This is a genomic window from Larkinella bovis (assembly GCF_042655385.1).
Taxonomy (GTDB): Bacteria; Bacteroidota; Bacteroidia; order Cytophagales; family Spirosomataceae; genus Larkinella; species Larkinella bovis.
Genome location: NZ_JBHSMA010000009.1, coordinates 167,621 through 191,959 on the forward strand (window position 1 = coordinate 167,621; position 24,339 = coordinate 191,959).

The window sequence follows — 24,339 nt, forward strand, 5'->3', positions numbered from 1 at the left end:
TTAGGAGTTAAGAATTAAGAGTTATGACGGGGCCGCCCGGCGGTTGGCTCCGCCCAAAAGCCAATAAACTGGCAGAGCCAACTCATAACTCTTAACTCATCATTCATCACTCTATATAAATGAAACCGCTTCTTCTCTCTCTTCTGCTGGGGCTGGTGGCGATCCAGCCGATCATTGCCCAGAAACCGCGCACGGTTCCGGAATGGAAAACCGCCACCAGCAACGGGTACACCTATCGTTACGTGACCAACGACCCGATGAAGACGCGGTTTTATACGCTCAGGAATGGTCTGATGGTTATTCTCAGTGTGAATAAAAAAGAACCCCGCATCTTCACGTTTATCCCGACGCGGGCGGGTTCCAACACCGATCCGCGCACCAATACCGGTCTGGCGCACTACCTGGAACACATGCTTTTCAAAGGCACCGACCGGTATGGCAGCCTGGATTGGGCGAAGGAAAAACCGCTGCTTGACCAGATCGATGCGCTGTACGAAACGTATAACAAAACCACCGATTCGGTTCAGCGGAAGGCCATCTACAGGGAAATCGACCAGAAATCCGGCGAAGCGGCCCAATTCGCCATCGCCAATGAGTACGATAAGATGATCGCCAGCATGGGCGGCCAGAACTCCAATGCTTTCACCAGTTACGAAGTAACCTGCTACCTCGAAGACATTCCGGCCAACGCCCTCGACCGCTACCTGGCACTCCAGGCCGAACGGTTTCGGAAACCGGTCCTGCGGATTTTCCACACCGAACTGGAAGCGGTTTACGAGGAAAAAAACCGGAGCCTGGACAACGACCCCTGGAAGGTGGAAGAAGTGCTGATGGCGACGTTGTTTCCGACCCACAACTACGGCCAGCAAACGACCATCGGAACGGTGGAACACCTCAAAAATCCGTCGCTGGTCGAAATCCGGAATTACTACGATACCTATTACGTCCCGAACAACATGGCCATCATCATGGCTGGTGATCTGAATCCGGACGAAGTGGTGAAGAAAATCGACAAAACGTTCAGCTTCTGGAAACCCAGGGACGTACAGCTTTACCAACCGGCCCCCGAAGCCCCGCTGACCCGGATTCAGACCCGTGACGTGTTTGGCCCGACGCCCGATAACGTGCGGATTGGCTACCGCCTGCCGGGTGCGCTCGATGTAAAAGCGTCCCTGCTGGCAACGCTGACCGACGAAGTGATGTCGAACTCGGCGGCTGGCCTGATCGACCTGAACCTGAACAAACAGCAGAAAATTCTGGGCGGTGGCTCCTCCCTCGAAAAACTGAAGGATTACTCGGTCTGGTCGTTATCCGGGCGTCCCAAACAAGGGCAGTCGCTGGAAGAAGTCAAGGATTTGCTGATCGGGCAGGTCGAGAAACTCAAGCGCGGGGAGTTTGACGAAAAAATCCTGCGGGCCATCGTCAACAATTATAAACTGAACGCCATCCGCGAACTGGAAAACAACTACAGCCGGGTGAATCCGCTGCTCGAAGCCTTCATCAACGATAAGGGAGAAAGCTGGCTGAATTATACCCGGCGGCTGGACGAAATGGGCAAAATCACCAAAAAAGACGTGGTGGAGTTCGCCAACCAGTGGATGAAGGATAATTACGTGATCGTTTACAAACGCAAGGGTGAGGACAAGAGCATTCAGAAAGTGGACAAACCGGCCATCACGCCCGTAGCGACCAACACCGACAAGCAGTCGCCGTTTCTGGAAACCGTAAACTCCATGCCCATGGCACCGGTTAAACCGGTCTGGCTCGACTACAAAAAGGATATTAAGCGCGGGAAAGCCGGTCTGGCCGATGTTTTATACGCTCCGAACGTGGAGAACCAGATTTTCCGACTGGGCTACCGGTTGAAAATGGGAACCTACCACAGCAAATTAGTGGGTCTGGCGGCCCAATACCTGTCGTTTTTGAGTACAGACCAACTAACCGCCGAGCAGGTGAGCACCGAGTTTTACAGCCTGGCCTGCAACTACGCCATCCAGCCCGGCAACGAATACACGACCATTCGACTGACCGGTCTTCAGGAAAATTTTGTTCCGGCGGTGACGCTGCTCGAAACGCTGCTTCGCACCTGCAAACCTGACGAAAAGGCGCTGGAGGAGCTGAAAGGGCGCATTCTGAAACAGCGCGCCGATGCCAAGCTCAACAAGGGGGCCATTATGCAGGGTTTGATGCAATACGCGCAATACGGCCCGAAAAATCCGTTCAACAACCAGTTGACCAACGACGAATTACAAAAAGTGACAGCCGCCGAATTGGTAGCCTTCCTTCATAATCTGGTCAATCTGCCACACCAGATTATTTACTACGGCCCGCAGCCGCTGGCGACTTTTACGAAAGAAATCGTGACGTTGCACAAATTACCGGCGGTTTTTGCGGCTGTACCGAAAAAACAGGATTTCAAACAAATCCCGCAGGCCGAAAACCAGGTCCTGTTTGCCGATTACGATATGGTCCAGTCCGAGATTTCCTGGGTGCGCAACACCCGGGCGTTCGATCCGGCGCAAACGCCTATCATCGAATTTTTCAACAATTACTTCGGGGGCGGTATGGCTTCGGTGGTGTTTCAGACGCTCCGCGAATCGAAAGCCCTCGCCTACTCGACCTACGCCTATTACGATACCCCGTCCAAAAAAGACGATCAATACACCCTCATCGGTTACATCGGTAGCCAGGCGGACAAACTGCCCGAAGCCGTGGCCGGGATGAACGAACTGCTGAACGCCCTGCCGGAATCACCCGTCGCACTGGATGCCGCGAAGAAAGGGATGAAAAAAGGATACGAAACCGAGCGTATTTTGCAGGATGGCGTGATTTATAACTACCTGGCCGCCGAGGAAAAAGGGCTGGATTACGATGAACGCCAGAAAATTTACGATGCGCTCGACAATTTGAGCTACGCGGATCTGAAGAAATTCAGCGACGAGTACCTGGCCAACAAACCGTATACCTACTGCATTGTAGCTTCCGAAAAACGCGTCAACCCGACCGACCTGAACAAATACGGCCCGGTGAAAAAACTCTCCCTGGAAGAAATCTTTGGATACTAAATTCAGTGAAGAGGTAAGAGTGAAGAGTTAGCTCCGCCAATTTATCAGCTATTGGGCGGAGCCAACTTTTAACTCTTAACTTTTAACTTTTAATTAATTTCAGCCTCCCGACTTTTTGGCCTTGTAGCCTTTGCCCGTCAGCCAGGCCAGCACCTTGTCGCGGTGGTCGCCCTGAATCAGGATTTCGCCGTCTTTGGCGGAGCCGCCAGTGCCGCAGACGGTTTTGAGCTGTTTGGCCAGGTCGGTCAGATCGGCTTCGGTGCCGATAAAATCCCGGATGGCGGTAACGATTTTTCCGCCCCCCTTGCGGTCGAGCCAGATTTTCAGGTTCTGTTGCGCGGACGGAAGGGTTTCGGCCTCCGGTTCGTTATCGAATTGATAGGCGTAGTCCGGGTCGGTCGAAAAGACAATCCCCGAACGGGATTTATTGCTGCTGTTTTTTTTGCTCATCGTCTCAACATCTTGCCATGAGCAAAGTTACGTCCAAAAAGACTATAAATTCGGCATGGCCCGGACGTAAAATTCGCCACTGATCGCCGGACCGGATTTGGTACAGTGATCCTTGTAGTTGATCAGATTACCCGATATTTTGCCTTTTACGTAACTACCGGGCACATATTTTTCAAACACGACCTGACCATTCGCAATCATATCTTCCCCATTACACCACGAATGCCCGGAATCGTACTGGTCCCCGCTGCTGTTTTCAAAATTGACCCGGCACCGGCCCGCGTCTGATTCATCATGAAACCGGAAGACACTGCCCTCCCGGCCATTGCTGAACTCAATGCTGAACATTTCGGTGAGCGTTCCGCCGACAATGGCCGAATACGCCGGTTCTTCGTCGTTAAGAAACACGCCAACCGTATAGACACGCTCCTGTCCCAGAAAATTAATCTTGATATAGCCGGGGCCGATGAAGAATTGCCGCACCAGAATCAGCTTCGCCGGGCTGTTGGTGAACGTCACCTCGACGCTTATGGTAACCGGATTTTGTTTGGGCTGCGATGTCGGGGCCGTGTAAGTCGCGGAGGTTTTATCATACGTCAGTTTGCCCTCTCCGAGTAACGACCATTTTAATCCGGAATTAGCCTGCCCACCCGTATTTTTCGTGACCAGCGGTTCTTCGCCCTTTCCCGTCAGCGACGCGATTTCGACAAACTCCAGGGTAACCGATTCACCGTAGTTCAGATACCCCCGATTCGAACCAGACGCAAGCACCAGATGAAACTGCTCGAAGAGGCTCCAGTCGCTGAAATGGGGCATCGGCACGGATACTTCCCGTTTCTGCGTATCCACCTGTTTTCCTTCCACGGCATACCAGATTTTGTTCGCCCGCTGGTAGGCAATTCCCAGGGCAGCGGGGGCACTGTCTGCTACGTCCGAATCGGCATACTGAAACGTCAACAGGGCCGGTTTTTTAAACTGGAGTCCATCGGGCAGAAACCGGTAGGCCTGTCCGACACCCTGCGGTGTGTGGTTCGTAATGGGTTGAATGGAAATGGTCGTGGCTTTCTCCACCGCTCCGGCCGGGATGGTCAGCCGCGCGCGTCCATCCGCCGTGCTCAACGTACCGCCTTCCGGTCCGATGGTCTGACTCACGGCTGCTCCCTGGGGCTGGCCAATTTCGGTAACATCGCCCGGGGAACCAGGCTGCTCCGTACCGGGAGGTTCGGGGTCGATGGTCGTCGGGGCGGGGCGGCAGGCGCACAGGCTGCTCAGCAGGAGCCAGCCCGCCACTAGGTAATAGGCATGCTTCATCATGATCCGTTCGCGGCAACTGGGAATGTATTTGTTGTTTAGGTCACCTGCGAATGCAACAAAATTGTTGTCCGGCGGCCTCCAAACCGATGAAAAGCGGATTGATTTGCTAAAAATACGAACTCAACTGCCGGGATGCTCAACTGAGTTGAAAACCGTCTGGTTTTCCCGAACGGCTGTCTTACCGAACCACCAGCAGACTCGAAGGGATGACTTGTACCGTGGCCGTATCGGTTCTTAACTGAACCGGTTCGCCGTCCACGTGAATCAGCAGGGGCCCCTCCCCTTTCACCACGAGGGAGCGCAGCGGGCGCACCGTCAGGTATTTCGATTGATCGAGCGTTTTATTAAAAAGCCGCCAGGCCAACGCGCCCACCGCCGTCCCCGGAAACGGTTTTAACAGACACGCATCCAGCCACCCATCGGCTACATTGGCTTTCGGAGCAATCCAGGCGTTATTGCCAAATTGTCCGGCATTGGCAATCGTCAGCGAAAAGAGCGTATGACGCTGCTGATCCATCTCGTACGTGGCAGGCTGGTACTTCCAGAAAGCCCGGTAACTCGTCCGAATATACACCGGTAACCCCCGGACAGGTTGGCGGGCAAACTCCTGGGCTACATACGCATCGAAACCCATGCCCGTTGTGCAAAAAAAAGCGTGGTCGTTGATTCGGCCACTGTCGATGATCACGGGCCGACCGTTGATGGCGCGGTCGATGGCTTTTTTCGGATCGAGCGGCAGGTTCAGGTGCCGCGCCAGGCCGTTGCCCGAGCCCACCGGCACCAGGCCCAGGGCGGTTTGCGTATGGATCAGCACGCGTGCGGTCTCGTTCATCGTGCCATCGCCCCCGATGGCAATGACCCGGCGAATGCCCCGCTGAACGGCGTCAACCGCCAGTTCCGTTGCGTGGCCGGGATGCCGGGTAAAAACCGCTTCGGGATAAAAACCGGCTTCCGTCGCTTTTTTCAGCAGAAAATCAATCCATTGCTGCTTTCGGGCCACCGAAGCGGTACCGGAAAGTGGGTTGACAATCGCCAGCAAAGTCGTTTGGGCCACGGTCAGGAAAAGAAAATGAACAGGAGGATAATAAAGACGACAATGAAAATATAATACCAGCCGTCGGCAAAGATATACGGTTTATAGTCTTCGTAAAATTTGCGGATTTTATTCATTAGTATTGGGAAAATTTTCGACGGACCCATCCCTGATTCGATCCGGTTTGCTTCATCAAAGTACGTCATAAAATGAAAAACCTGCACGGCCTGCTCCTATTTTTATTGACCCTGACCGGGGCGCTCGCCCAGACACCCGCCGACCGGAAAGCCATTCTGGGGATTCTCGACCGCCAAACCTCCGACTGGAATGCGGGCAATACGGAAGCCTTCATGAACGGTTACTGGCAGTCCGACTCGCTGACGTTTGTGGGCAAGGTGGGGGTTACGTACGGGTATGCGGCCACGCTGAGCAATTACAAACGACGGTATCCCGACCGGGCGTCGATGGGGACCCTCAAGTTCACGATTCTGAAGCTGGACTTCCCGGCCAGGGATGTGGCGTACGTGATCGGAAAATTTCATTTGACGCGCCCGAAAATCGGCGACGCGGAAGGCCATTTTACGTTACTTTGGCGAAAAATCAAAGGAAAGTGGGTGATCGTCAGCGACCATTCCAGCTAATACCGTATTCTTTTTGAGCATGACAACATTTGAATTAAACGCCGTACACCGGTACGCGTTCCGGTTTGCCCAAACCGATGTCGAAGCCTTCGCCCGCGTCACCGGCGACGACAATCCGCTGCACCTCAGCGAGGAGTTTGCGAGCCAGACGCCCTTCAAACGGCCCATCATCCACGGCATGCTGGGGGCCAGTGTGTTTACCAAAGTGCTCGGTACGCAGTTTCCGGGCCACGGTTCGGTGTATTTAAAACAAACGCTGGAATTTCTGCGTCCGATGTTTGTTGAGATGGATTACGAAGCGGTTTTTACCGTCATTTCCCTGAATCCCGATAAAAATACGGCGGAGGTTTCCACCGAAATCAAGGACGCTAAAACCGGCAAAGTCACCACGCGCGGAGTAGCAACCCTGCTCTATAAAAAAGGGTAGGCCGGCGGTTTTCCGACGGTTGCGCGCTAAAAATGAAAAGCCCGACGAAAACCGTCGGGCTTTTCATTTTTAAGGGATTTGGTGCTTACTCTTTTGCATTTTTCTGATCCTGAACTTCAGCGCGGATGTTCTGAGCCAATGTCTTCAGATCCTGCATGCCTTTGCGTACGCGCGTCCCGGCAGCCTGGTTGCCTTTTTCGTAGAATTTTTCAAAATCGCCTTCTAAAGACAGAACCAAACTTTTTATTTCATCAAAGCGTGCCATAACCGTTCGTATGGGGTTTAAGTGGTGAAAAATGCCCTAAAACGCTCAAAAACCGCGTTTTTGACGAAATATACGCATTCTCTAATAGAGCGCAAGAAAACGGCAAAAAAAATCGTTGGAAAAGTCCTAATAAACCCCAATTCCTTACTAAACGGTTACTCTGCGACGCTTTTTGCCACATCTGCGGTCACTAAAGCGGGTTCTGAGGCCCCATTTACCGCATTTTGGCGGTAATAGCCCTGCTTCAATTTATCGGACACTTCTGTGAAGGCATTCAGGGTATAATCGACATCATCGAGCGAATGGGCGGCTGTCGGAATAATCCGAAGCATGATAACGCCTTTCGGGACTACCGGATACACTACAATCGAACAGAAAATGCCCTTGTTTTCGCGCAGGTCACGCACCAGCGCCGTTGCTTCCGGAATACCGCCTTCACTTTGCAGCAAAACCGGGGTTACGGGCGAAGTCGTGTCGCCAATGTTCAGGCCGCGCGCCCGCAGACCGTCCTGCATGGCCCGGACGTTCTGCCACAGCTTCTCGCGCAGTTCGGGATGTTGTTTGATGAGTTCAAGCCGCTTCATGCCGCCGATTACGTACGGCATCGGCAAGGCTTTGGCGTAGGTTTGCGACCGCATGTTGTACTTCAGGTACATAATGATGTCGTGACTACCCGCAATGAAAGCGCCGATGGCCGCCATCGACTTGGCGAAGGTCGAGAAGTATAGATCAATACCGTCCTGACAACCCTGCATCTCCCCAACGCCGGCGCCCGTTGGTCCCATTGTTCCGAAACCGTGCGCGTCATCGACCAGTAATTTGAATTCGTACTTCGCCTTCAAGGCGACAATTTCCTTCAGACAGCCTACTTTGCCCGACATCCCGAACACGCCTTCCGTAATGACCAGAATTCCACCCCCTTTTTCGGCGGCTTTTCTGGTTGCCCGCTGTAAATTTTTCTCCAGACTTTCGATGTCGTTATGGTTGAATTTGTAGTATTCGCCCATTTTGGCTTTGTGCAGGCGAATCCCGTCGATCAGGCAGGCATGGCATTCGGCATCGTACACAATGACATCGCGGTGATCAACCACCGATTCAATGGCCGACATGACCCCCTGGTAGCCATAGTTGAGCAGAAAGGCGTCTTCCTTGCCGACAAACGTTGCCAGTTGTTTCTCCAACTCTTCGTGCAAATCGGAATTACCCGACATCATCCTGGCGCCCATCGGATAAGCCAAGCCCCATTGGGTAGCGGCTTCCGCGTCTATTTTCCGAACTTCCGGATGATTGGCCAACCCCAGATAATTATTTAAACTCCAGTTCAGCATCTTCTTTCCCCGGAACATCATATGCGGGCCTAATTCGCCTTCCAGCTTGGGAAATGCAAAATAATGGTGCGCGTTCAGCTCCCGCGATGACGAACCGATGGGTCCGAGGTTGGTGCGTAATTTCTCAAATAAATCCACTTTATTGCGTTATTTACCGGTTTATAATGAGTTTATTAACCACATAAGTACAAAAGTAAATCAAAATCTGTCAACCGCCAAGCCACGCCGGTTTTTAGAAAACCGGCCCGAAAATTAGGAGCGGGCAGCGAGAAGTATATTTTTGTACCCCCGGCCCTGTTCCGGAAAAACCGCCTTTCCCGTCGTTGACGACCGAAAACCCGATGACCAAAATTCAGAAACTGCTCGTTGCCAACCGGGGCGAAATTGCCCTCCGAATCATGCGTACCGCCCGCGAAATGGGCATCCGGACCGTTGCCATTTACAGCGAAGCCGACCGCCAGTCGCTCCACGTCCGGTATGCCGACGAAGCGGTTTGCGTCGGCCCCGCGCCCTCTTCGGAATCGTACCTGCGGGCCGATGTGATTATCGAAGCATGCCAAAAACTGGGGGTCGATGCCATCCATCCGGGCTACGGTTTTTTGTCGGAGAACGCCGGTTTTGCGAGCGCCGTTCGCAGGGCCGGGCTGATTTTCGTCGGTCCGTCGCCGGAATCGATCGAAGTGATGGGGAGCAAGCTGGCCGCCAAAGCCGCCGTGGCGGCCTACCACATTCCGATGGTACCAGGCACGCCCGAAGCCATCACCGATCGGGAAGCCGCCAAAAAAACCGCGGCCCAGATTGGCTACCCGATTCTGATCAAGGCCAGCGCGGGGGGCGGTGGCAAAGGCATGCGAATTGTCGAACGCGAAGAAGATTTTGACGAAGGCATGGAACGCGCCGTCAGCGAGGCTACCTCGGCTTTCGGCGACGGATCGGTGTTCATCGAAAAATACGTCACCTCGCCCCGGCACGTCGAAATTCAGGTGTTGGGCGACCAGCACGGCAACATCATTCACCTGTTCGAACGCGAATGCTCCATCCAGCGCCGGCACCAGAAAGTGGTGGAAGAAGCCCCCTCGTCGGTGCTGACCCCGGAAATCCGGGCCGAGATGGGGCGGTGTGCCGTCGAAGTGGCCCGGGCCTGTGGATACTACGGCGCCGGAACCGTCGAATTCATCGTCGATGACCAGTTGAATTTCTATTTCCTGGAAATGAACACCCGCCTGCAGGTCGAACACCCCGTCACGGAGCAGATCACAGGCATCGATCTGGTGAAACAAATGATTTACATCGCCGAAGGAAAACCGCTGGATATCAAACAGGAAGACCTTAAAATCAATGGTCACGCCATCGAAATCCGGGTGTATGCCGAAGACCCCGCCAACAACTTCCTGCCCGACGTCGGCACGCTCGAAACGTACGTGCGGCCCCAGGGCAACGGCATTCGGGTGGACGACGGTTTTGAACAGGGCATGAGCATTCCGATTTATTACGATCCGATGATCGCCAAACTGGTCACCACCGGAGCAACCCGCGAAGAAGCCATCGAAAAAATGATCCGCGCCATCGATGAATACCGGATCACGGGTGTACAAACGACCCTGCCGTTCTGCCGGTTTGTGATGGAACACCACGCTTTCCGGTCGGGGCAGTTCGACACGCATTTCGTCAACCACTATTTTACGCCCGATCAGTTAAAACCGGAAAATAATCCGGAAGAAAGCCAGCTAGCCGGGGTGTTGGCGGCCTGGTTATTTGAAAACCGCCCGCCAACCGCCCAGGACAAAACCGTGGTGGCCGAAGGAAGCCAAAGCCGGTGGAAAGAACGACGGTTTCGTTAGCCTTTTTCTCGTACGTCCGCATGCCAACCAACAACTGGACTCGTTATTTTGAACTCGCATCCCGGTACTATGTCTTTCTCATCCTCAATATCTATGGATGGGCTAAAATGACCGGACATCAGTTTTTCAGACCCGGTCATTTTCCCGCCGAAGTGGCCGCCATACCACTGGCCAAAGCCACCGGTTTTCAGTTGGCCTGGGCCTTCTTCGGATATTCAACGCCTTACATTCTTTTTATTGGCCTTGCGCAGGTAGTCGGGGCCTGGTTGCTGCTTTGGGATAAATCCAAACTGATCGGAATCGCTATCCTCCTGCCAGTTTTGCTCAATATCATTATGGTAGATCTGGCTTACCAGATTTCATTTGGAGCGATGGCGGTGGCCGGCATGTGCCTATTTCTGCTGGTCCTGGTGTTGGTTTGGAATCAGTCGACCCTCCGGACGGTTTTCAGCCTTCTGTTTCAAACGTCCACTTCTGCCCCCCACACCCTGAAAGAGCGGGGCATTGCCCTGATCATCATGGTAGGCCTCCTAGGCTTCTATTTTGGCCTACTTCACCTACTGGGACAGATTAAGTAAAAAAACCACCGGAAGGATAGAACAATTGACAGATAAAACTAGATAATTGTCTCGTTTTTTTAACTTAGCACCGGAAACCTAATTTTTTATTTCCTACGAACCCTATGAAAAACCTTCTTGTTATTTGCGGCCTGGCGGTTCTGCTGGGTGCCTGTTCAAAGTCATCAACGCCAAAATCAACGGCTTCAAAAGCCGACAAGGGTTGGATCAGCCTCTTCGATGGAAAGTCGTTCGATGGCTGGAAAGTGGGGAAGAATGCCGACTCGTTTAAAATTGAAGATGGTGCCATTGCCGTTAACGGCCCCGTTGGCCACCTGTTCTATGTCGGGCCGGTCCAGAATCATAACTTCAAAAACTTCCAGTTCAAAGCCAAGGTGATGACGCTGCCCGGTTCCAATTCCGGCATGTATTTCCATACCCAGTATCAGGAAGAAAGCTGGCCCAAAAAAGGCTTCGAGGTGCAGGTCAACAATTCCCATACCGACTGGCGCCGAACCGCCAGTCTCTACGCTATCCAGGACGTAAAAGAGACGTACGTCAAAGATAATGAGTGGTATACGGAAGAGATCATGGTTCAGGGCAAGAAGGTAACCATCAAGATCAATGACAAGGTGGTGAACGAATACACCGAACCCGAAGGCGTTGAACGCCCCAAAGACATGGCCGAGCGGAAAATCAGCAGCGGGACCTTTGCCCTCCAGGCCCACGACCCCAAAAGCAAGGTTTACTACAAAGACATCATGGTGAAGGTGTTGCCGGATTAAGTAGTGAAGAGTTATGAATTAAGAGTTATGACGGCCCCCCGGCGGTTGGCTCCGCCCAACAGCCAGTAAACCGGCAGAGCTAACTCATAACTCTTAATTCATCATTCCCAAAAACATCTTCCCCCGTTGGTGGTTTTTAAGGTAGTCACATAACACGAACTACCATGCACCATTTTGAAACTCTGACGGAAGCGATGGAAAGCCTGCGCGAACGCGGCTACACGCACGACTTAAAGCCCAAACGCGATTATCTCGAAGAAAGCGCTTCGGGGCTGAAATTGAAAAGCGAGGAATTTACGGTCGACGAATTTCACCGGTTTGAGGGCACCTCTGATCCCGGTGACGAAATGACCCTGTATGCTATCTCCACGGCCAACGGCCTGAAAGGCGTGTTTGTCTCTCCGCAAGGCACCTACGCCAACGAAGTGACGCCGGAGCTTATGCAGAAATTTTCGATTAGTGAACGGCCGGAAACCAATACGGAAGGCTCCGTACAGCCTATTCAGGCCCTCGGTCTGGACGCAAACGCGTAGCAAACCAGACACCGTTTACAAGATATACTTGCAATCGCCCCCCCGCAGAATGTATATTTGCCGGTAGCCCGACTTGCAATACCGTTTTTTTTTGAAAAAAAACCGGCATTGCAAGTGGCTCATCGTCAACTACTACCTGTTTATTTGCTAATTTTGCGCTCTTTTTAAAGAGAAGCTCTTTTTTTGACCGTATGAAGCTGTCTGAATTTAGGTTTGACTTACCCCAAAGTCTGGTTGCCCTGTACCCCCCCGAACGTGGTGAAGCGCGACTGATGGTTGTTGATCGGAAAACAAAAACCATCGAACACAAACAGTTTTCCGACATCCTTTCCTATTTCGACGACGGCGACGTGATGGTGATCAACAATACCAAAGTGTTCCCCGCACGTTTGTACGGTAACAAAGAAAAAACCGGTGCCAAAATTGAAGTTTTTCTGCTGCGCGAACTGAACCGGGAGATGCGGTTGTGGGACGTTCTGGTCGATCCGGCCCGGAAAATCCGCGTAGGCAACAAGTTGTATTTCGGGGATAGTGACCTGGTTGCGGAAGTTATCGACAACACCACCTCCCGGGGTCGTACGATCCGGTTTTTGTTCGAAGGCTCGCACGAAGAGTTCATGAAAGCCATCGATGAACTGGGCGAAACCCCTCTGCCGCGCGAAATCAAACGCAAAACCGAGGACGCCGACCGCGACCGGTATCAAACGATTTTTGCCCAGCATGTAGGTGCCGTTGCCGCCCCGACGGCCGGGATGCACTTCACGAAAACGATCATGAAGCGCATGGAAATCAAGGGCATTCACTTTGCGCCGATTACATTGCACGTTGGTCTGGGAACGTTCCGGACGGTGGATGTGGAAGATCTGACCAAACACAAAACCGACTCGGAAAATTATTCAATTACGGAACCTGCGGCCAATATTGTCAACAACGCCCTCGATAAAGGAAAACGGGTGTGCGCCATTGGCACCACATCCCTGAAAGCCATTGAATCGTCGGTATCGGCGAATGGCCGGTTAAAACCGGTTGATGGCTGGACGGACCGGTTTATCTTTCCGCCGTACGATTTCAAAATTGCCAATTCGTTGTTGACAAACTTCCATCTGCCGGAATCCATCCTGATTATGATGACCAGCGCCTTTGGCGGTTACGATCTCATTAAACACGCTTACGAAGTGGCCATCCAGGAGAAATACAAATTCTTCAGCTACGGCGACGCGATGTTAATTCTTTGATAGACCAGAGAGGCAAGACAAGAGATAAGAGACCGGTTACAGGAAGTCTTTTGTCTCTTGTCTTTTTCTTTATTCTCCTGCATGAAAAACCGTTTCGCGATTATTGTAGCTGGCGGAAGCGGTAGCCGCATGGGTGCCAGCGCCCCCAAGCAGTTTCTGCCCATTGGGGAGTTGCCCATTTTGATGCATACCATCCGCCGGTTTCGGTCCTACGATGCTGACTTAGAGATTATTGTGGTTTTGCCCGCCGAACAGATTCCGGTTTGGGAAGCGTTATGCCGACAATACCGGTTTACGGAGCCGGTTGAGGTGGTGGCAGGCGGCCAAACGCGGTTTCAGTCGGTGCGGAACGGGTTGGCGCACATCCGGTCGGATGACGGTCTGGTAGCCGTGCACGACGGCGTTCGTCCGTTTGTGACCACGGAAATCATCCGAAACAGCTATGAAACCGCCGAACGAACCGGCAGTGCCGTCACCTGCGTGGCCTTGAAGGATTCGGCCCGGCTGCTTCACGCCGATGGCAGTAGCCAGGCGGTAGACCGTACCCGCTACCGACTCGTGCAGACTCCCCAGACGTTCCAGCTTCCGCTGTTCCGGCAGGCTTTTCGGGCCGACGAACAGGTATTTTTTACCGATTGCGCCAGTGTGGTCGAACATGCCGGTTTTCCGATTACGCTCATCGAGGGCTCGTACGACAACCTTAAAATTACGACACCGGACGATTTAGCGTTTGCCGAACAGAAACTTCGCACCCCTGCCTGATGCGCCGACTACCACCCGATCACTACATTTCCGGAATCCGTTCCGGCGACCGGCTGGTACTCAGTCGGGCCATTACACTGGTAGAGAGCCAGTTGGCAAGTGATCAGGCACTCGCGCTGCACATATTGGAACAGGTTTTACCACAAACCGGTGCGTCGATCCGTGTCGGCATTACGGGCGTTCCGGGCGTAGGCAAAAGCACCTTCATCGAAGCGCTGGGCAAACACCTGACCGTTCTCGGTAAAAAAGTGGCGGTTTTAGCCATCGACCCTACCAGCCAACGCTCCCACGGCAGCATTCTGGGCGACAAGACCCGCATGGAAACCCTGTCGATGGACCCGCTGGCCTACATCCGTCCTTCGCCCTCCGGCGGTTCGCTGGGCGGGGTTGCCAACAAGACCCGGGAAACAATGCTACTTTGCGAAGCGGCTGGTTTTGAAGTCATTCTGATCGAAACTGTCGGCGTTGGGCAGTCCGAAACGCTGGTTCACGGCATGGTCGATTTCTTTCTGCTGCTGATGCTGGCGGGAGCGGGCGACGAACTCCAGGGCATGAAACGCGGTATTATGGAACTGGCCGACGCCCTTGCCATTACCAAAGCCGACGGCGATAATGCCGCTGCTGCCGACCGCGCCCGCATCGAATACCAGAACGCGCTGCACCTCTTCCCACCCGCTCCGACGAGCTGGACACCTCCGGTTTTAACCTGTTCGGCCCTTCAAAATCAGGGAATTGGTGAACTATGGGCGGTGATTGAAGCTCATCAAAACCGCCTGACGCAGAACGGTTTTCGGGATAAAAACCGACAACGGCAAAACCTTGACTGGCTCCACAGTACGCTTCGGCATCAACTGGAAACCCGGTTTTATAACCAGCCGGGCATGGCCGAGCGGTTGGCGGCCGTAGAAGATGCGGTACGAAAAGGTGACCTGTTGCCTGTACAGGCTGCTCAGCAGTTAATCAATACTACTCTTCCTTAGTTTGTCACCAGACCGGCTTCCTGGCTGGCACGATACCATTCGACAAACCGCCGAATACCTTCTTCCACGCGCACGGAAGGCTGATAGCCAATGAGTTGCTGAGCCTTACGGATATTCGCGTACGTTTGCTGCACGTCACCGGGTTGCATCGGTAACCGGTTGATTTGGGCGTTCTGGCCCACGGCCTGCTCAATGAGCTGAATCAAATCCGCCAGCGAAATGGGGTCGGAACCGCCAATATTCAGTACTTCGTAACCGTTCAGGTTTTCCAGTGACAGAATGATCCCCCGCACAATATCGTCCACGTACGTATAATCCCGGGCGGTTGACCCATCCCCGAAAACCTGAATGGCCGTATCGTTCAGAAGGCTGTCGGTAAACTGGCTGATGGCCATTTCGGGACGTTGATACGGACCAAAAACCGTGAAAAACCGCAGGCAGAAAATATCAAAACCGTAGAGATGATGGAAGGTATGACACACCAGTTCAGCCGCCCGCTTGGAAGCGGCATACGGCGATAGTGGCCGGTCGGCAGTGTCACTTTCGTCGAACGGCACGTTTGGCGAATCGCCGTAAACGGAAGAGGAAGAAGCAAAGACCATCTTGTGGACATTCCAGCGCTGCATGGCCTGCAGGAGCGTCATCGTGCCGTTGACATTCACATCAAAATAGAGCGCCGGATTCTGCACCGACGGCCGGACGCCGGCCCGCGCGGCCAGGTGAATCACCGCATCAAAACCGTAGGTCTGAAACAGCGTATCCACCAGTTCCGCATCGCGGATATCGCCTTCATGAAAATGATACCCCGGATCACTCAGCGTGCGCTGCACATTTTTCCACTTGGTATCCGGATTATAATAGTCATCCAGGTTATCGAGACAGATAACCCGGTGGTTCTCCAGCAACAGTTGTTTGGCTACATTTGAACCGATAAAACCCGCCCCACCCGTCAATAAAATAGTCATGAACGTAGCTCTTTCGTTAATGATGATGACTGAAAACTGTACACTAAGCCCGTTAGCGATACCACAGCCGTAATGATATAAAATAACAGACTGACCGAAACAGCCGCGTCGGCGGGCACGTGCAACACCTGCGCTCCGAGCAGAAACGTCAGTTCCCGCGCCCCGGCTCCTCCAATCGTGAACGGAATCGTGGCCACGACCGACGAAACGAGGAACACTACCAAATACGCTTCCGGTTTTTCAACCGTTTCAATGGCTTGTAATAAGGCCAGAATTTCAAGCATCTGGAACCCCTGAACCAGGATGGACCAGCCCACCGCCCGTTCAAGAACCGGGTAAAACGACGGCATAAACCGCCGGGTCAGGCGACGGGCCACCCCATGAAAACCCAGAATTCCGATCAGACTCCACCAGCCCAGGGAAACACCGATCCAGGCCGAAACCTCCGGCATACGAACGCCGAAAATCAGAAGCGCGTACGCCAGCGGCAGTAACCCAATCAGCCGGTCGATCAGGGTTGCCGACACCAATCCTTTAACGGACGTGCCGGTCAATCGGTTCAGCAAATAGACTTTATACCCGTCGCCCCCGATGCCGCCCGGCAGAAACAGGTTGTAATACATGCCGAGCCAGTAGAGTTTCAGGTTTGGCCACCGGCGTAACCGCAGGCCAATCTGGGCAAACAAAAGTTGCAACCGTTCGGCGGAGGCCACCTTTGAAAGAACAAACAAACCCGTCGCTACCGTCAGCCATCCCGGCTGTACCCGCGCCAAAACCGCTCCCACCCGCTCCGGTTCGATTTTGCGGAAAACCAGCCAGAGCGACAGGACCGACAGCGCGATCTTCAGGGCGGTTTTCAGGTAAGCGGGGAATCGTCCTTTCAAACCAGTTCCGATTTATAAATCCGCCGGATTTTGTACGGTTTTTTGTCCTGCGACTCGTAATAGGTCCGCATTTGCAACTCCGTCATGATCCCGAAGGTAATCAACTGAATCCCGGCCAGCACCAGGATCGTTCCTAGAATCAGCAACGGACGGCCCCAGATATCGTGCCCCATCAGCTTCAGCACGAACAGATACGCGTTGACCAGCAAACCGGCCCCCAGCGCTATCAGCCCCCAGTTGCCAAACAGGTGCATCGGTTTGCGGAGGTATTTCTTCATGAACAGCATCAGAATCAGATCGCTGATTACTTTCAGCGTCCGCCCCAGCCCGTATTTTGACTGACCGATCCGGCGCGGGTGGTGTTTGACATCCATCTGGGTCATCCGGGCCCCTTCGAGCCGGGCCAGCACCGGGATGAACCGGTGGAGTTCCCCGTACAGACCGAGACTTTTGGCCAGATCGGCCCGGAACACTTTCAGGGCACAGCCGTAATCTTTCAGGTGAACGTCCGAAGTCTGCCGGATGATCCAGTTAGCAATCCGGCTCGGTAGTTTCCGCAGCAAAGCTCCATCCTGGCGGTTGGCCCGAATGCCCGCAACGAGGTCATAGTCGCCCTCTTCGGCCCGTTGCAGCATCATCGGAATATCGGACGGATCGTTTTGCAAATCACCATCCATCGTAATGATAAACTGCCCCCGCGCCACATCGATACCGGCTGCCAACGCCAGACTTTGGCCGTAATTGGTTTGCAGATCGACCACCACCAGCCGGTCGTTATGAACGGATTTGAGTTCGGCCAGGGTGCGATCAGAGGAACCGTCGTTGACGTAAACAAGCTCGAAATCGTACCCGATCAGCGCCCGCTCGACCTGCTCGATCATCGGGAAAATATTTCCCTCTTCGTTATAAACACAAATGACAATGGAAAGATAGGGTTGCATACGGTTATTTCGGGAAAACGTTCCGGGCTGTGGTGTCGGTTTCGAACTGAATCAGTTTGGCCGGATGCCTGTCGAACAAGTTAAATTCGGAAAGAGTTTGGTAACGCTCACCCGCCAGCGTCACCGAGTCGGCAATGTACAGCGCCCCCGGAATTTTCCGGGCGGTTTTCCGAAGCACTTCGTTGCGAACGACCTCAATATGAAAACTGTTCACATCGGTTTGGCCGTCGCTGCCGATGGTTTCTTTATAGCCCAAAAGCGGTTTACCGAGCGACTGCCGGGCAATCCGCTCCGACGACTCTTTGTACTCCTGCCGGTGGGCCAGCCGGGGCGGAATTACCAGCCAGTTGAACCCGTTCCGGAACATGGTCAGAAACGCAATGAGAATAATCAGACGGTGCTGCGGCTGCCGGATGTAGTGATACGTAATAAAGCCGAGTCCAGCGAACATCAGCCCGCATTTCCACCAGACCCCCGGAATGACCTGCGTTTCGGGATGAAAAACCGGCACCCAAGCGCCCAGCGTCACCACCACCAGCATGCCCCCCAGAAACCACTCCCAGCCCCGTCGTCGCCAGTCGGCCGGGTCGGTCCGTTCGTAGTAAACGTAGGCAAAAACCGTAAATAACAAGGGCAACAGCATCAGCAGATAGCGGGCGTACACCTGCGGGGAAGACCAGTAAATCACGAAGTTGACCAGAAACACCACGGCGTTGAAGAGCACGAAGGGCTGTCCGGCAATGAGCGGGCGGTTTTCCTCCGACGGTTTTCCGACGGGCCGAAAGATGCCTTTCCGAAACAACAGAATGACCAGAAACATCCACGGCGCGTAGTGATACAGCATTTCAAACGGGAAGGTCAGCATGTGCCGCAGCGTCTCCCAGATGCCGAATTTTACCACCGTTCGTTTCGCACTCTCGTCGAACAAAACCGCCACGATTCTCTCCGGGGCAATGTTGTTGCGATCAAAATAAGCGACGTAGTAACTACCAACGATCAGCAGAAAAAGGCCAATACCAACAAAATGGGCCGGGCTGAACAACCGCCGGAACTGCTTCGTGTACAGGAAATAAGCCAGCATCGTCAGGCCCTGAAAGACCAGCGACGGCAGCCCTTTCATCATAAAACCGAGGGCTGTCAGCAGGTACGTACTCAGAAACAAGGCCCAGTAATTCCGTTTTCGATCAAAGTGATACACCAGAATGAATGCCGTATAGGTCAGCCAGGAGAACGTAATATCGATCAGGCCCAACATCGAATCGTACAATAAGATCCGGGTATTGGTCACGAGCATCAGCGCGGCTGCAAACGCAGTTCGCGGGCCGAGGTGTTGTTTAACCAGCAGGTAAATAGTCAGCCCGTACAACAGCAGCGAAACCGCCATCGGGAAGCGCAGGGCAAACGACGAATAGTTCCCAAAGAGGTGAAATGAAGCCGCAATCAGCCAGTTATAGAGGGGCGGTTTGTTAAAATACAGTTCGCCATTGAGCGTCGGCGTGAGGTAATCGCCCGATAAAATCATTTCCAGTGCCACCAGCGCCCGGCGGGGTTCGTCGGTTCCGGTATCCAGCGGCAGGTAGCCGAGGTAGGAAAAAAGAGCCGGAATCAGCAGCACCACGCTGAGCACCTGCCAGAAAACCGGACGCTGAAAAACAGGACTTTTCATCCTGCAAAGGTAGAACGGATTTGCAATCTGTCGATGTCAGCCAGCGGGAATAATAGCCATTCAACAAAAAGCCCACGCGAAGTGGGCTTTAAAAAATGCAAATCAGGGCCTTACGAATGGCCCAATTCTTCCCGCTCCCGTTCTTCCGTATCGCGGTTCCAGTCGGCACCGGGCACGCGCTCGTCGCTCCATTTTGACCCGGTCAAACCACCGTCCTCGTCGCGGGCCAGCGATTCATCCGTTATTTCCACCAGGTTGGTAGCCGGATCGTTGGCGTCGTTCCGGTTGGGGGTTTGCTGTTCGTTAACGGGCAGGATATCACTGACTTCCACATCGTTGGAATCGTGTGCTTCAGACGGCAGGAGATCCCCCGGCTGATCGGTTTTGGCCAGCTGGCTTTGCTCCGGCGCTACACCCTGCGTATTACCCATCCGTTGGGCAGCATATGATTCGGTACTTTCTTTCCGTGAATTACTTGAGAAGCTCATAACATGGTTGAGTTAAGCGCTACGGACTACTTCCGCAACGAAGGTTAATAAACTGGTTTGTGTTCCGTCGACGTGCCCGTATGAGCTACATCATCCTCCGTTTTTTTCTGCGCCTGCGCATCGCTGCTCCGGCTCGTTGTCGCTTTGGGATCCTCCTCATCCTGCTCTTTGGCCTCCTGCTGAGCGTCCGGAGCCGGAACATCTTCGGCGGAGGCATAATCGTCAGGACCGTGGGTCGTTACGTCGACCGTCGACGTATTGGATTTGGCGTCGGAAGCGGCAATACTTTTCTGGCCTTCCTCCGTTATCTCCTCGCCGGGGTTGTCGCTGTCCTGGTCATTGAAACGCAGGATGCCGTTGGCACCATCCATATCGGTGCTGCCGATATAGCGGTCATTCCGACCATCCTCTACACCGCGGATCTCCCGGCTGTCCATGCCGTTCGCGGAGTTTTCCTGTTCGGGCCGGTTGCGATTGTCAATCGCGGCTATATCCTGTTCGTCAATTTCTCTATCCTTTTCCATAGCGTGGTGCCGTGCTGGCCGTAATGCCTATACAGCAATAACTACGCAGAAAAAAAAAGGTTATGAAATTGACCCAGCGGCCGGTTCAGGCCGGACCGATCAAATCCCAGAGATTACCGTATAAATCTTCGAAAACCGCCACCGTTCCGTAGGCTTCCCGGGAAGGCCCCCGCACAAAGACCACCTGATTTTCAACCAGCTGTTGATAATCCCGCCAGAAATCATCGGTATGCAGAAAGAGAAAAACCCGGCCGCCCGTCTGATTGCCCACCCGGCTTTTTTGCAGGTCATTGGCCGCCTTCGCCAGCAACAACCGGCAGCCCGTTGCGCCCGGCGGAGCCACCACCACCCAGCGTTTGGTTGCGGACAAAACCGTGTCTTCGATGAGCGTAAAGTGTAATTTCCGGGTGTAAAACTGAAGGGCTTCGTCGTAATCGTCGACGACCAGCGCAATCTGGGCAAGTTCCTGTTTCATACATCATTCATTTATTGCCGACAGGTGTAGGCGAAATCAACCACTTCGTAGTTCACCTTTCCATCGTTGAGTTTACCGAATCGCCGGATGGGACGCCCCGCCGAATCAAAGGTATACGTGTATTCGTAAACGGTGGTGACGGGTGGCCCATCTTTATTGAGGGAATAATTGATATACGTTTCCTTGACGGGCAGATTTTGACTGTTCCGGCCCTTATACGGTTCGACATTGGGCAGATTCGGCTGGTTCAGGTCATACTCGTACAGGACGGTACCAAAGAGCGACTGATCCGCCACGGCCCGGGTTTCCTTCCGGATAATATTACCGTTTTCAATCGTATAGGTCGTCCGGTACTGGTCATTGCCTGACTCGATGGTAAAACCGTCGGCATTGTAGGTTGCATCGGCGATCAACCCGCGTTCATTCAGCGGAAATACGACTTCTTCGACGCCCCCGGAAGAGTAGATGGTTTTTACGGTCAGCTGGCCGGAGCTGTATGCCAGGATGGAAGAACCGCTAAAATCACTGTACCCTCTGGCACTATAGGCCGTGCCGATCGGGCGGTTTTGTGCGTCAAATCGGTATTCGATACGGCTGGACTCGCCAATCCGGACCTGCTGTCCGGCAATTTCAACGGTTTCTTCCCGGATCCTGGCCAGGTTCGGATCGGAAGATTTATTGATAGCGAGAAAACTCAGCAGAGCGCAGGGGGCCGTTTTCTGGGCCGGGACCGGGGCCGGTTGGTGACATGCATCCAGACCGATCAGAAGACTGGCCAGCAGAAAGGCCAGGCAGGTAGAAAGTTTCATAAACGATTCGTTAGTGTGGAAGAATAGCCTGTAACCGAAAGGATTACAACTTCAAACAGGACTCCACCCGACCCCAAAAGGTTGGAAGATCATTAGAAAGAACCTTTATCTGCCTTCCTTTATTCGGAAGCGGTTAACCCGTTTTTGTTCTTCCTTTCCCCTACTTTTTCAAGACAACATGACAGAATACCAGAATCCCAAAGACCGTGCCTACACGGATACCCTTCTCAAGGCGGCCCCTAAAGAATCAGCCGCCTTTATGAACCTCAAACACACGGCTGAGCGAAAGGATGGGGTTATTCCGATCAAGTATCGGGAGTTAATGTCGGTGGCAGTGGCCCTGACGACGCAGTGCGCCTATTGCATTGAGTCACACATCAAAAACGCCATTCAGGCCGGGGCAACGCGGGAAGAGATTGCCGAAACCGTATTCATTGCGGCCGCCCTGCGGGCCGGGGGAGCGGTAGGAACGGGCTTAATGGCCATGCGGATTTTCGAGGAAGAAAGCCCAACCAAAGACTGAGTCTGTCACCCATTCGTATTCCTAAAAAGTCTACAACCCGGTTTTTAGGCTTTTTAGGAATAGCCCATCGTACCTGACCGGCCGGAATGTCAATTATCGGGAATGATCCACTTTTAGGGTAACATCAGCCTGTCCGGCTGGAAATAAAAATCTGTTCTTGTAGGAATGCCCTACTCGTTAGCCTTGGGTTTGATGGGTTTGAATAGGATCCGGAGCATGCGAACAGTAGGCTGCTGACTATCCTTGATGTAGTCCAGCGTTGCCGCCAGGTTGAACCGTTCATTGACATACCGGGAATCGTCCAGCTTTTTAAACCCCGCGATGAGCAACCGGTTTTTGATGGTGTCGGCAACCCAGGCTTTTTGTAACATGGGCAGGCTGACAACTTCCGAACAAAGGTTCTTATTGGCCTGCGGAAAGGTAAGCGAGTGGGTAAAAAATAAATCGATCCGTTTTGAATCGACCTCGGTTGCACTATACGAAAGCGTAGTAACATCCCCCATCGGCGACAATTGTTCCGAATAGCTGATCCGTTTTTTATCCAGCTGGGCCTTTACCTCGCTCAGTGGTTTACTCAGAAACTGATCCTGAGCCAACCCCGGCAAAACCGACGCCATTAGCACCACCCACAAATACACTGTTGCTCTCATCGATCCTCCTGCCGGCATCGGTTCGTCTTGCAACGTGCTGCCCGGCGGTTTCCCAAATCTACGAGTTAAGCAATTCTGTTCAGCGGTGTACCTGAAATATATTAATCCTCTGCGGCTGTTGCCCCCTATTTCGACCCCTCATTAACCAAAATGCCCCGTCCGGGGCATTTTCGCGGATCATTAAATTGTAAACTTGCCTTCTTTCTTCAGTTTGCCCGCCATGACCTTCCGCATTTTTTCGACTTTGGGTAACGATACATTCCGGATATAGGGCTGATTCGGGTGCAGCTTGAAATAATTCTGGTGGTAATTCTCGGCGGGATAAAATACCGAAAACGGAACCACTTCCGTTACCACCTTATTCGGATAGTGTTTGGATTCATTCACCACCAGAATAGCGTCTTCGATGGCCTTTTTCTCAGTCGGATTGCGGTAAAAGGCCATCGAGCGATAATCCCGTCCGACGTCCGGCCCCTGCCGATTGAGCGTGGTGGGGTCATGGCTTGCAAAAAATGCAACGAGCAAATCCCGATAACTGATGACGTTTGGATCATAATACACCTGCACGGCTTCGGCATGTCCGGTTTCGTCGGTGCCAACCTGTTCATAACTCGGATTTCTAAGACTGCCCCCCGAGTAGCCGGAAATTACTTCCCGGACGCCTTTTAGCTGGTCAAACGCTTCTTCCTGCGCCCAGAAGCAGCCTCCGGCAAAGGTTGCCACGGCCTCGCCCGGTTGCGGAGTGGGAAGTTTCGCAAAATTGGGTCGGCTATTCAATCCCTGGGCCTGAGCCGCCCCAAGGCTTATGGCGAAAATCAACATTAGCATTGACCTGACTTTCATACGTAAAAGTTCGTTAGCCGGGTAAACCTGTATTTTACCCCATCTTCAACAACGTAAACTTTAACCCGAATGTTGCTGATGTTTAACTGACCCAGGCGCTGTTTGACGAATAAACCCGTTAATTTTTCTTAAAACAAAACCGCCCCAGCGGACGCGTGTCCCTGGGGCGGTTTTTGGGGCAAAGCAAGGACCCTTTAGTTAGGATACCCCGGATTCTGGGGTTTGAGATTGGGGTTGTTCAGCATCTCCTGCTTGCCCAACGGCAGCAGCAGGTGCTTCTCCTGCAAGGGCTGATTCGAACTCAGGTTGACGTGACCCACAAAGTTGTCGAACCCGTTGGTCTTCTCGTTGTACA

General features: G+C 53.2%; 26 protein-coding genes and 1 pseudogene. 11 read left to right on the forward strand and 16 right to left on the reverse strand.

The genetic code is table 11. The annotated features are described in order from the left end of the window. Window positions 1-119 precede the first annotated feature (119 nt). Window positions 120-3,065: a M16 family metallopeptidase gene (locus ACFPMF_RS22035; protein ID WP_379849116.1), complete on the forward strand. Its 2,946-nt coding sequence runs from the start codon at window positions 120-122 to the stop codon at window positions 3,063-3,065. A gap of 99 nt (window positions 3,066-3,164) precedes the next feature. Here ACFPMF_RS22035 and ACFPMF_RS22040 read toward each other — a convergent pair whose 3' ends face one another. From ACFPMF_RS22040 to ACFPMF_RS22050, 3 genes are all read right to left on the reverse strand, one after another. Then, window positions 3,165-3,515 (reverse strand): translation initiation factor, encoded by a 351-nt coding sequence (locus tag ACFPMF_RS22040; protein WP_379849118.1) that lies wholly within the window; start codon window positions 3,513-3,515, stop codon window positions 3,165-3,167. Between the two features lie 42 nt (window positions 3,516-3,557). Next, window positions 3,558-4,829, reverse strand: a complete 1,272-nt coding sequence (locus ACFPMF_RS22045) for a hypothetical protein (protein ID WP_379849120.1) — start codon at window positions 4,827-4,829, stop codon at window positions 3,558-3,560. Window positions 4,830-5,007: 178 nt separating this feature from the next. After that, complete coding sequence (locus ACFPMF_RS22050) at window positions 5,008-5,883, reverse strand: diacylglycerol/lipid kinase family protein (protein ID WP_379849122.1); 876 nt, start codon at window positions 5,881-5,883, stop codon at window positions 5,008-5,010. 188 nt (window positions 5,884-6,071) lie between these two features. Here ACFPMF_RS22050 and ACFPMF_RS22055 point away from each other — a divergent pair, with 188 nt between their 5' ends. Further along, complete coding sequence (locus ACFPMF_RS22055; protein ID WP_379849124.1) at window positions 6,072-6,503, forward strand: YybH family protein; 432 nt, start codon at window positions 6,072-6,074, stop codon at window positions 6,501-6,503. A 19-nt stretch (window positions 6,504-6,522) separates the two neighbouring features. After that, window positions 6,523-6,930, forward strand: a complete 408-nt coding sequence (locus tag ACFPMF_RS22060; RefSeq protein ID WP_379849126.1) for a MaoC family dehydratase — start codon at window positions 6,523-6,525, stop codon at window positions 6,928-6,930. An 85-nt stretch (window positions 6,931-7,015) separates the two neighbouring features. On the opposite strand, the gene ACFPMF_RS22065 is transcribed toward ACFPMF_RS22060, so the two are convergent. Further along, window positions 7,016-7,195 carry a histone H1 gene (locus tag ACFPMF_RS22065; RefSeq protein WP_379849128.1) on the reverse strand — a complete coding sequence of 60 codons (180 nt, stop codon included), beginning with the start codon at window positions 7,193-7,195 and terminating at the stop codon, window positions 7,016-7,018. A 155-nt stretch (window positions 7,196-7,350) separates the two neighbouring features. Continuing rightward, entirely contained in the window at window positions 7,351-8,661 is a 1,311-nt protein-coding gene (locus tag ACFPMF_RS22070) for an aminotransferase class I/II-fold pyridoxal phosphate-dependent enzyme (protein WP_379849130.1), read from the reverse strand. Window positions 8,662-8,864: 203 nt separating this feature from the next. On the opposite strand from ACFPMF_RS22070, the gene ACFPMF_RS22075 reads away from it, so the two are divergent. The 7 genes from ACFPMF_RS22075 (at window position 8,865) to meaB (ending at window position 15,216) form a co-directional block, all read left to right on the forward strand. Then, complete coding sequence (locus tag ACFPMF_RS22075) at window positions 8,865-10,364, forward strand: acetyl-CoA carboxylase biotin carboxylase subunit (protein WP_379849132.1); 1,500 nt, start codon at window positions 8,865-8,867, stop codon at window positions 10,362-10,364. 20 nt (window positions 10,365-10,384) lie between these two features. Continuing rightward, window positions 10,385-10,942, forward strand: a complete 558-nt coding sequence (locus ACFPMF_RS22080) for a hypothetical protein (RefSeq protein ID WP_379849134.1) — start codon at window positions 10,385-10,387, stop codon at window positions 10,940-10,942. 104 nt (window positions 10,943-11,046) lie between these two features. Beyond that, window positions 11,047-11,706: a 3-keto-disaccharide hydrolase gene (locus ACFPMF_RS22085; protein WP_379849136.1), complete on the forward strand. Its 660-nt coding sequence runs from the start codon at window positions 11,047-11,049 to the stop codon at window positions 11,704-11,706. Between the two features lie 164 nt (window positions 11,707-11,870). Further along, window positions 11,871-12,239, forward strand: coding sequence for a hypothetical protein (locus tag ACFPMF_RS22090; protein ID WP_379849138.1), 369 nt, complete (start codon window positions 11,871-11,873; stop codon window positions 12,237-12,239). 191 nt (window positions 12,240-12,430) lie between these two features. Continuing rightward, a complete protein-coding gene (gene queA, locus ACFPMF_RS22095) occupies window positions 12,431-13,474 on the forward strand; it encodes a tRNA preQ1(34) S-adenosylmethionine ribosyltransferase-isomerase QueA (protein ID WP_379849140.1) in 1,044 nt (347 codons plus the stop codon). Window positions 13,475-13,555: 81 nt separating this feature from the next. Continuing rightward, on the forward strand, window positions 13,556-14,236 hold the full coding sequence (locus tag ACFPMF_RS22100; protein ID WP_379849142.1) for a 2-C-methyl-D-erythritol 4-phosphate cytidylyltransferase: 681 nt from the start codon (window positions 13,556-13,558) through the stop codon (window positions 14,234-14,236). Further along, window positions 14,233-15,216: a methylmalonyl Co-A mutase-associated GTPase MeaB gene (meaB, locus tag ACFPMF_RS22105; RefSeq protein WP_379849170.1), complete on the forward strand. Its 984-nt coding sequence runs from the start codon at window positions 14,233-14,235 to the stop codon at window positions 15,214-15,216. Before ACFPMF_RS22100 ends, meaB begins: the two co-directional genes overlap by 4 nt. Here meaB and ACFPMF_RS22110 read toward each other — a convergent pair. The 8 genes from ACFPMF_RS22110 to ACFPMF_RS22145 form a co-directional block, all read right to left on the reverse strand. Then, the gene (locus tag ACFPMF_RS22110; protein WP_379849144.1) at window positions 15,213-16,181 is read right to left on the reverse strand and encodes an NAD-dependent epimerase/dehydratase family protein; all 969 of its coding nucleotides are present in this window, start codon (window positions 16,179-16,181) and stop codon (window positions 15,213-15,215) included. The genes meaB and ACFPMF_RS22110 overlap by 4 nt on opposite strands. Beyond that, a complete protein-coding gene (locus tag ACFPMF_RS22115) occupies window positions 16,178-17,065 on the reverse strand; it encodes a lysylphosphatidylglycerol synthase transmembrane domain-containing protein (RefSeq protein ID WP_379849146.1) in 888 nt (295 codons plus the stop codon). Before ACFPMF_RS22115 ends, ACFPMF_RS22110 begins: the two co-directional genes overlap by 4 nt. After that, on the reverse strand, window positions 17,062-18,006 hold the full coding sequence (locus ACFPMF_RS22120; protein WP_379849148.1) for a glycosyltransferase family 2 protein: 945 nt from the start codon (window positions 18,004-18,006) through the stop codon (window positions 17,062-17,064). Before ACFPMF_RS22120 ends, ACFPMF_RS22115 begins: the two co-directional genes overlap by 4 nt. A 4-nt stretch (window positions 18,007-18,010) precedes the next feature. After that, on the reverse strand, window positions 18,011-19,672 hold the full coding sequence (locus tag ACFPMF_RS22125; protein ID WP_379849150.1) for an ArnT family glycosyltransferase: 1,662 nt from the start codon (window positions 19,670-19,672) through the stop codon (window positions 18,011-18,013). A 110-nt stretch (window positions 19,673-19,782) separates the two neighbouring features. Next, window positions 19,783-20,160: a hypothetical protein gene (locus tag ACFPMF_RS22130; RefSeq protein WP_379849151.1), complete on the reverse strand. Its 378-nt coding sequence runs from the start codon at window positions 20,158-20,160 to the stop codon at window positions 19,783-19,785. A gap of 44 nt (window positions 20,161-20,204) precedes the next feature. Further along, window positions 20,205-20,684 carry a hypothetical protein gene (locus ACFPMF_RS22135; RefSeq protein WP_379849152.1) on the reverse strand — a complete coding sequence of 160 codons (480 nt, stop codon included), beginning with the start codon at window positions 20,682-20,684 and terminating at the stop codon, window positions 20,205-20,207. A gap of 85 nt (window positions 20,685-20,769) precedes the next feature. Further along, on the reverse strand, window positions 20,770-21,159 hold the full coding sequence (locus tag ACFPMF_RS22140; RefSeq protein WP_379849154.1) for a VOC family protein: 390 nt from the start codon (window positions 21,157-21,159) through the stop codon (window positions 20,770-20,772). 11 nt (window positions 21,160-21,170) lie between these two features. Beyond that, the gene (locus tag ACFPMF_RS22145; protein ID WP_379849158.1) at window positions 21,171-21,968 is read right to left on the reverse strand and encodes a hypothetical protein; all 798 of its coding nucleotides are present in this window, start codon (window positions 21,966-21,968) and stop codon (window positions 21,171-21,173) included. 178 nt (window positions 21,969-22,146) lie between these two features. On the opposite strand from ACFPMF_RS22145, the gene ACFPMF_RS22150 reads away from it, so the two are divergent. Further along, complete coding sequence (locus ACFPMF_RS22150) at window positions 22,147-22,491, forward strand: carboxymuconolactone decarboxylase family protein (protein WP_379849160.1); 345 nt, start codon at window positions 22,147-22,149, stop codon at window positions 22,489-22,491. 170 nt (window positions 22,492-22,661) lie between these two features. Here the strand turns inward: ACFPMF_RS22150 and ACFPMF_RS22155 are convergent, their stop codons facing one another. The 3 genes and pseudogenes from ACFPMF_RS22155 to ACFPMF_RS22165 all read right to left on the reverse strand — a co-directional run. Continuing rightward, a complete protein-coding gene (locus ACFPMF_RS22155) occupies window positions 22,662-23,141 on the reverse strand; it encodes a hypothetical protein (protein ID WP_379849162.1) in 480 nt (159 codons plus the stop codon). Between the two features lie 180 nt (window positions 23,142-23,321). After that, a complete protein-coding gene (msrA, locus tag ACFPMF_RS22160; protein ID WP_379849164.1) occupies window positions 23,322-23,984 on the reverse strand; it encodes a peptide-methionine (S)-S-oxide reductase MsrA in 663 nt (220 codons plus the stop codon). 194 nt (window positions 23,985-24,178) lie between these two features. Next, window positions 24,179-24,339, reverse strand: a pseudogene (locus ACFPMF_RS22165) (RagB/SusD family nutrient uptake outer membrane protein); the annotation flags it as partial.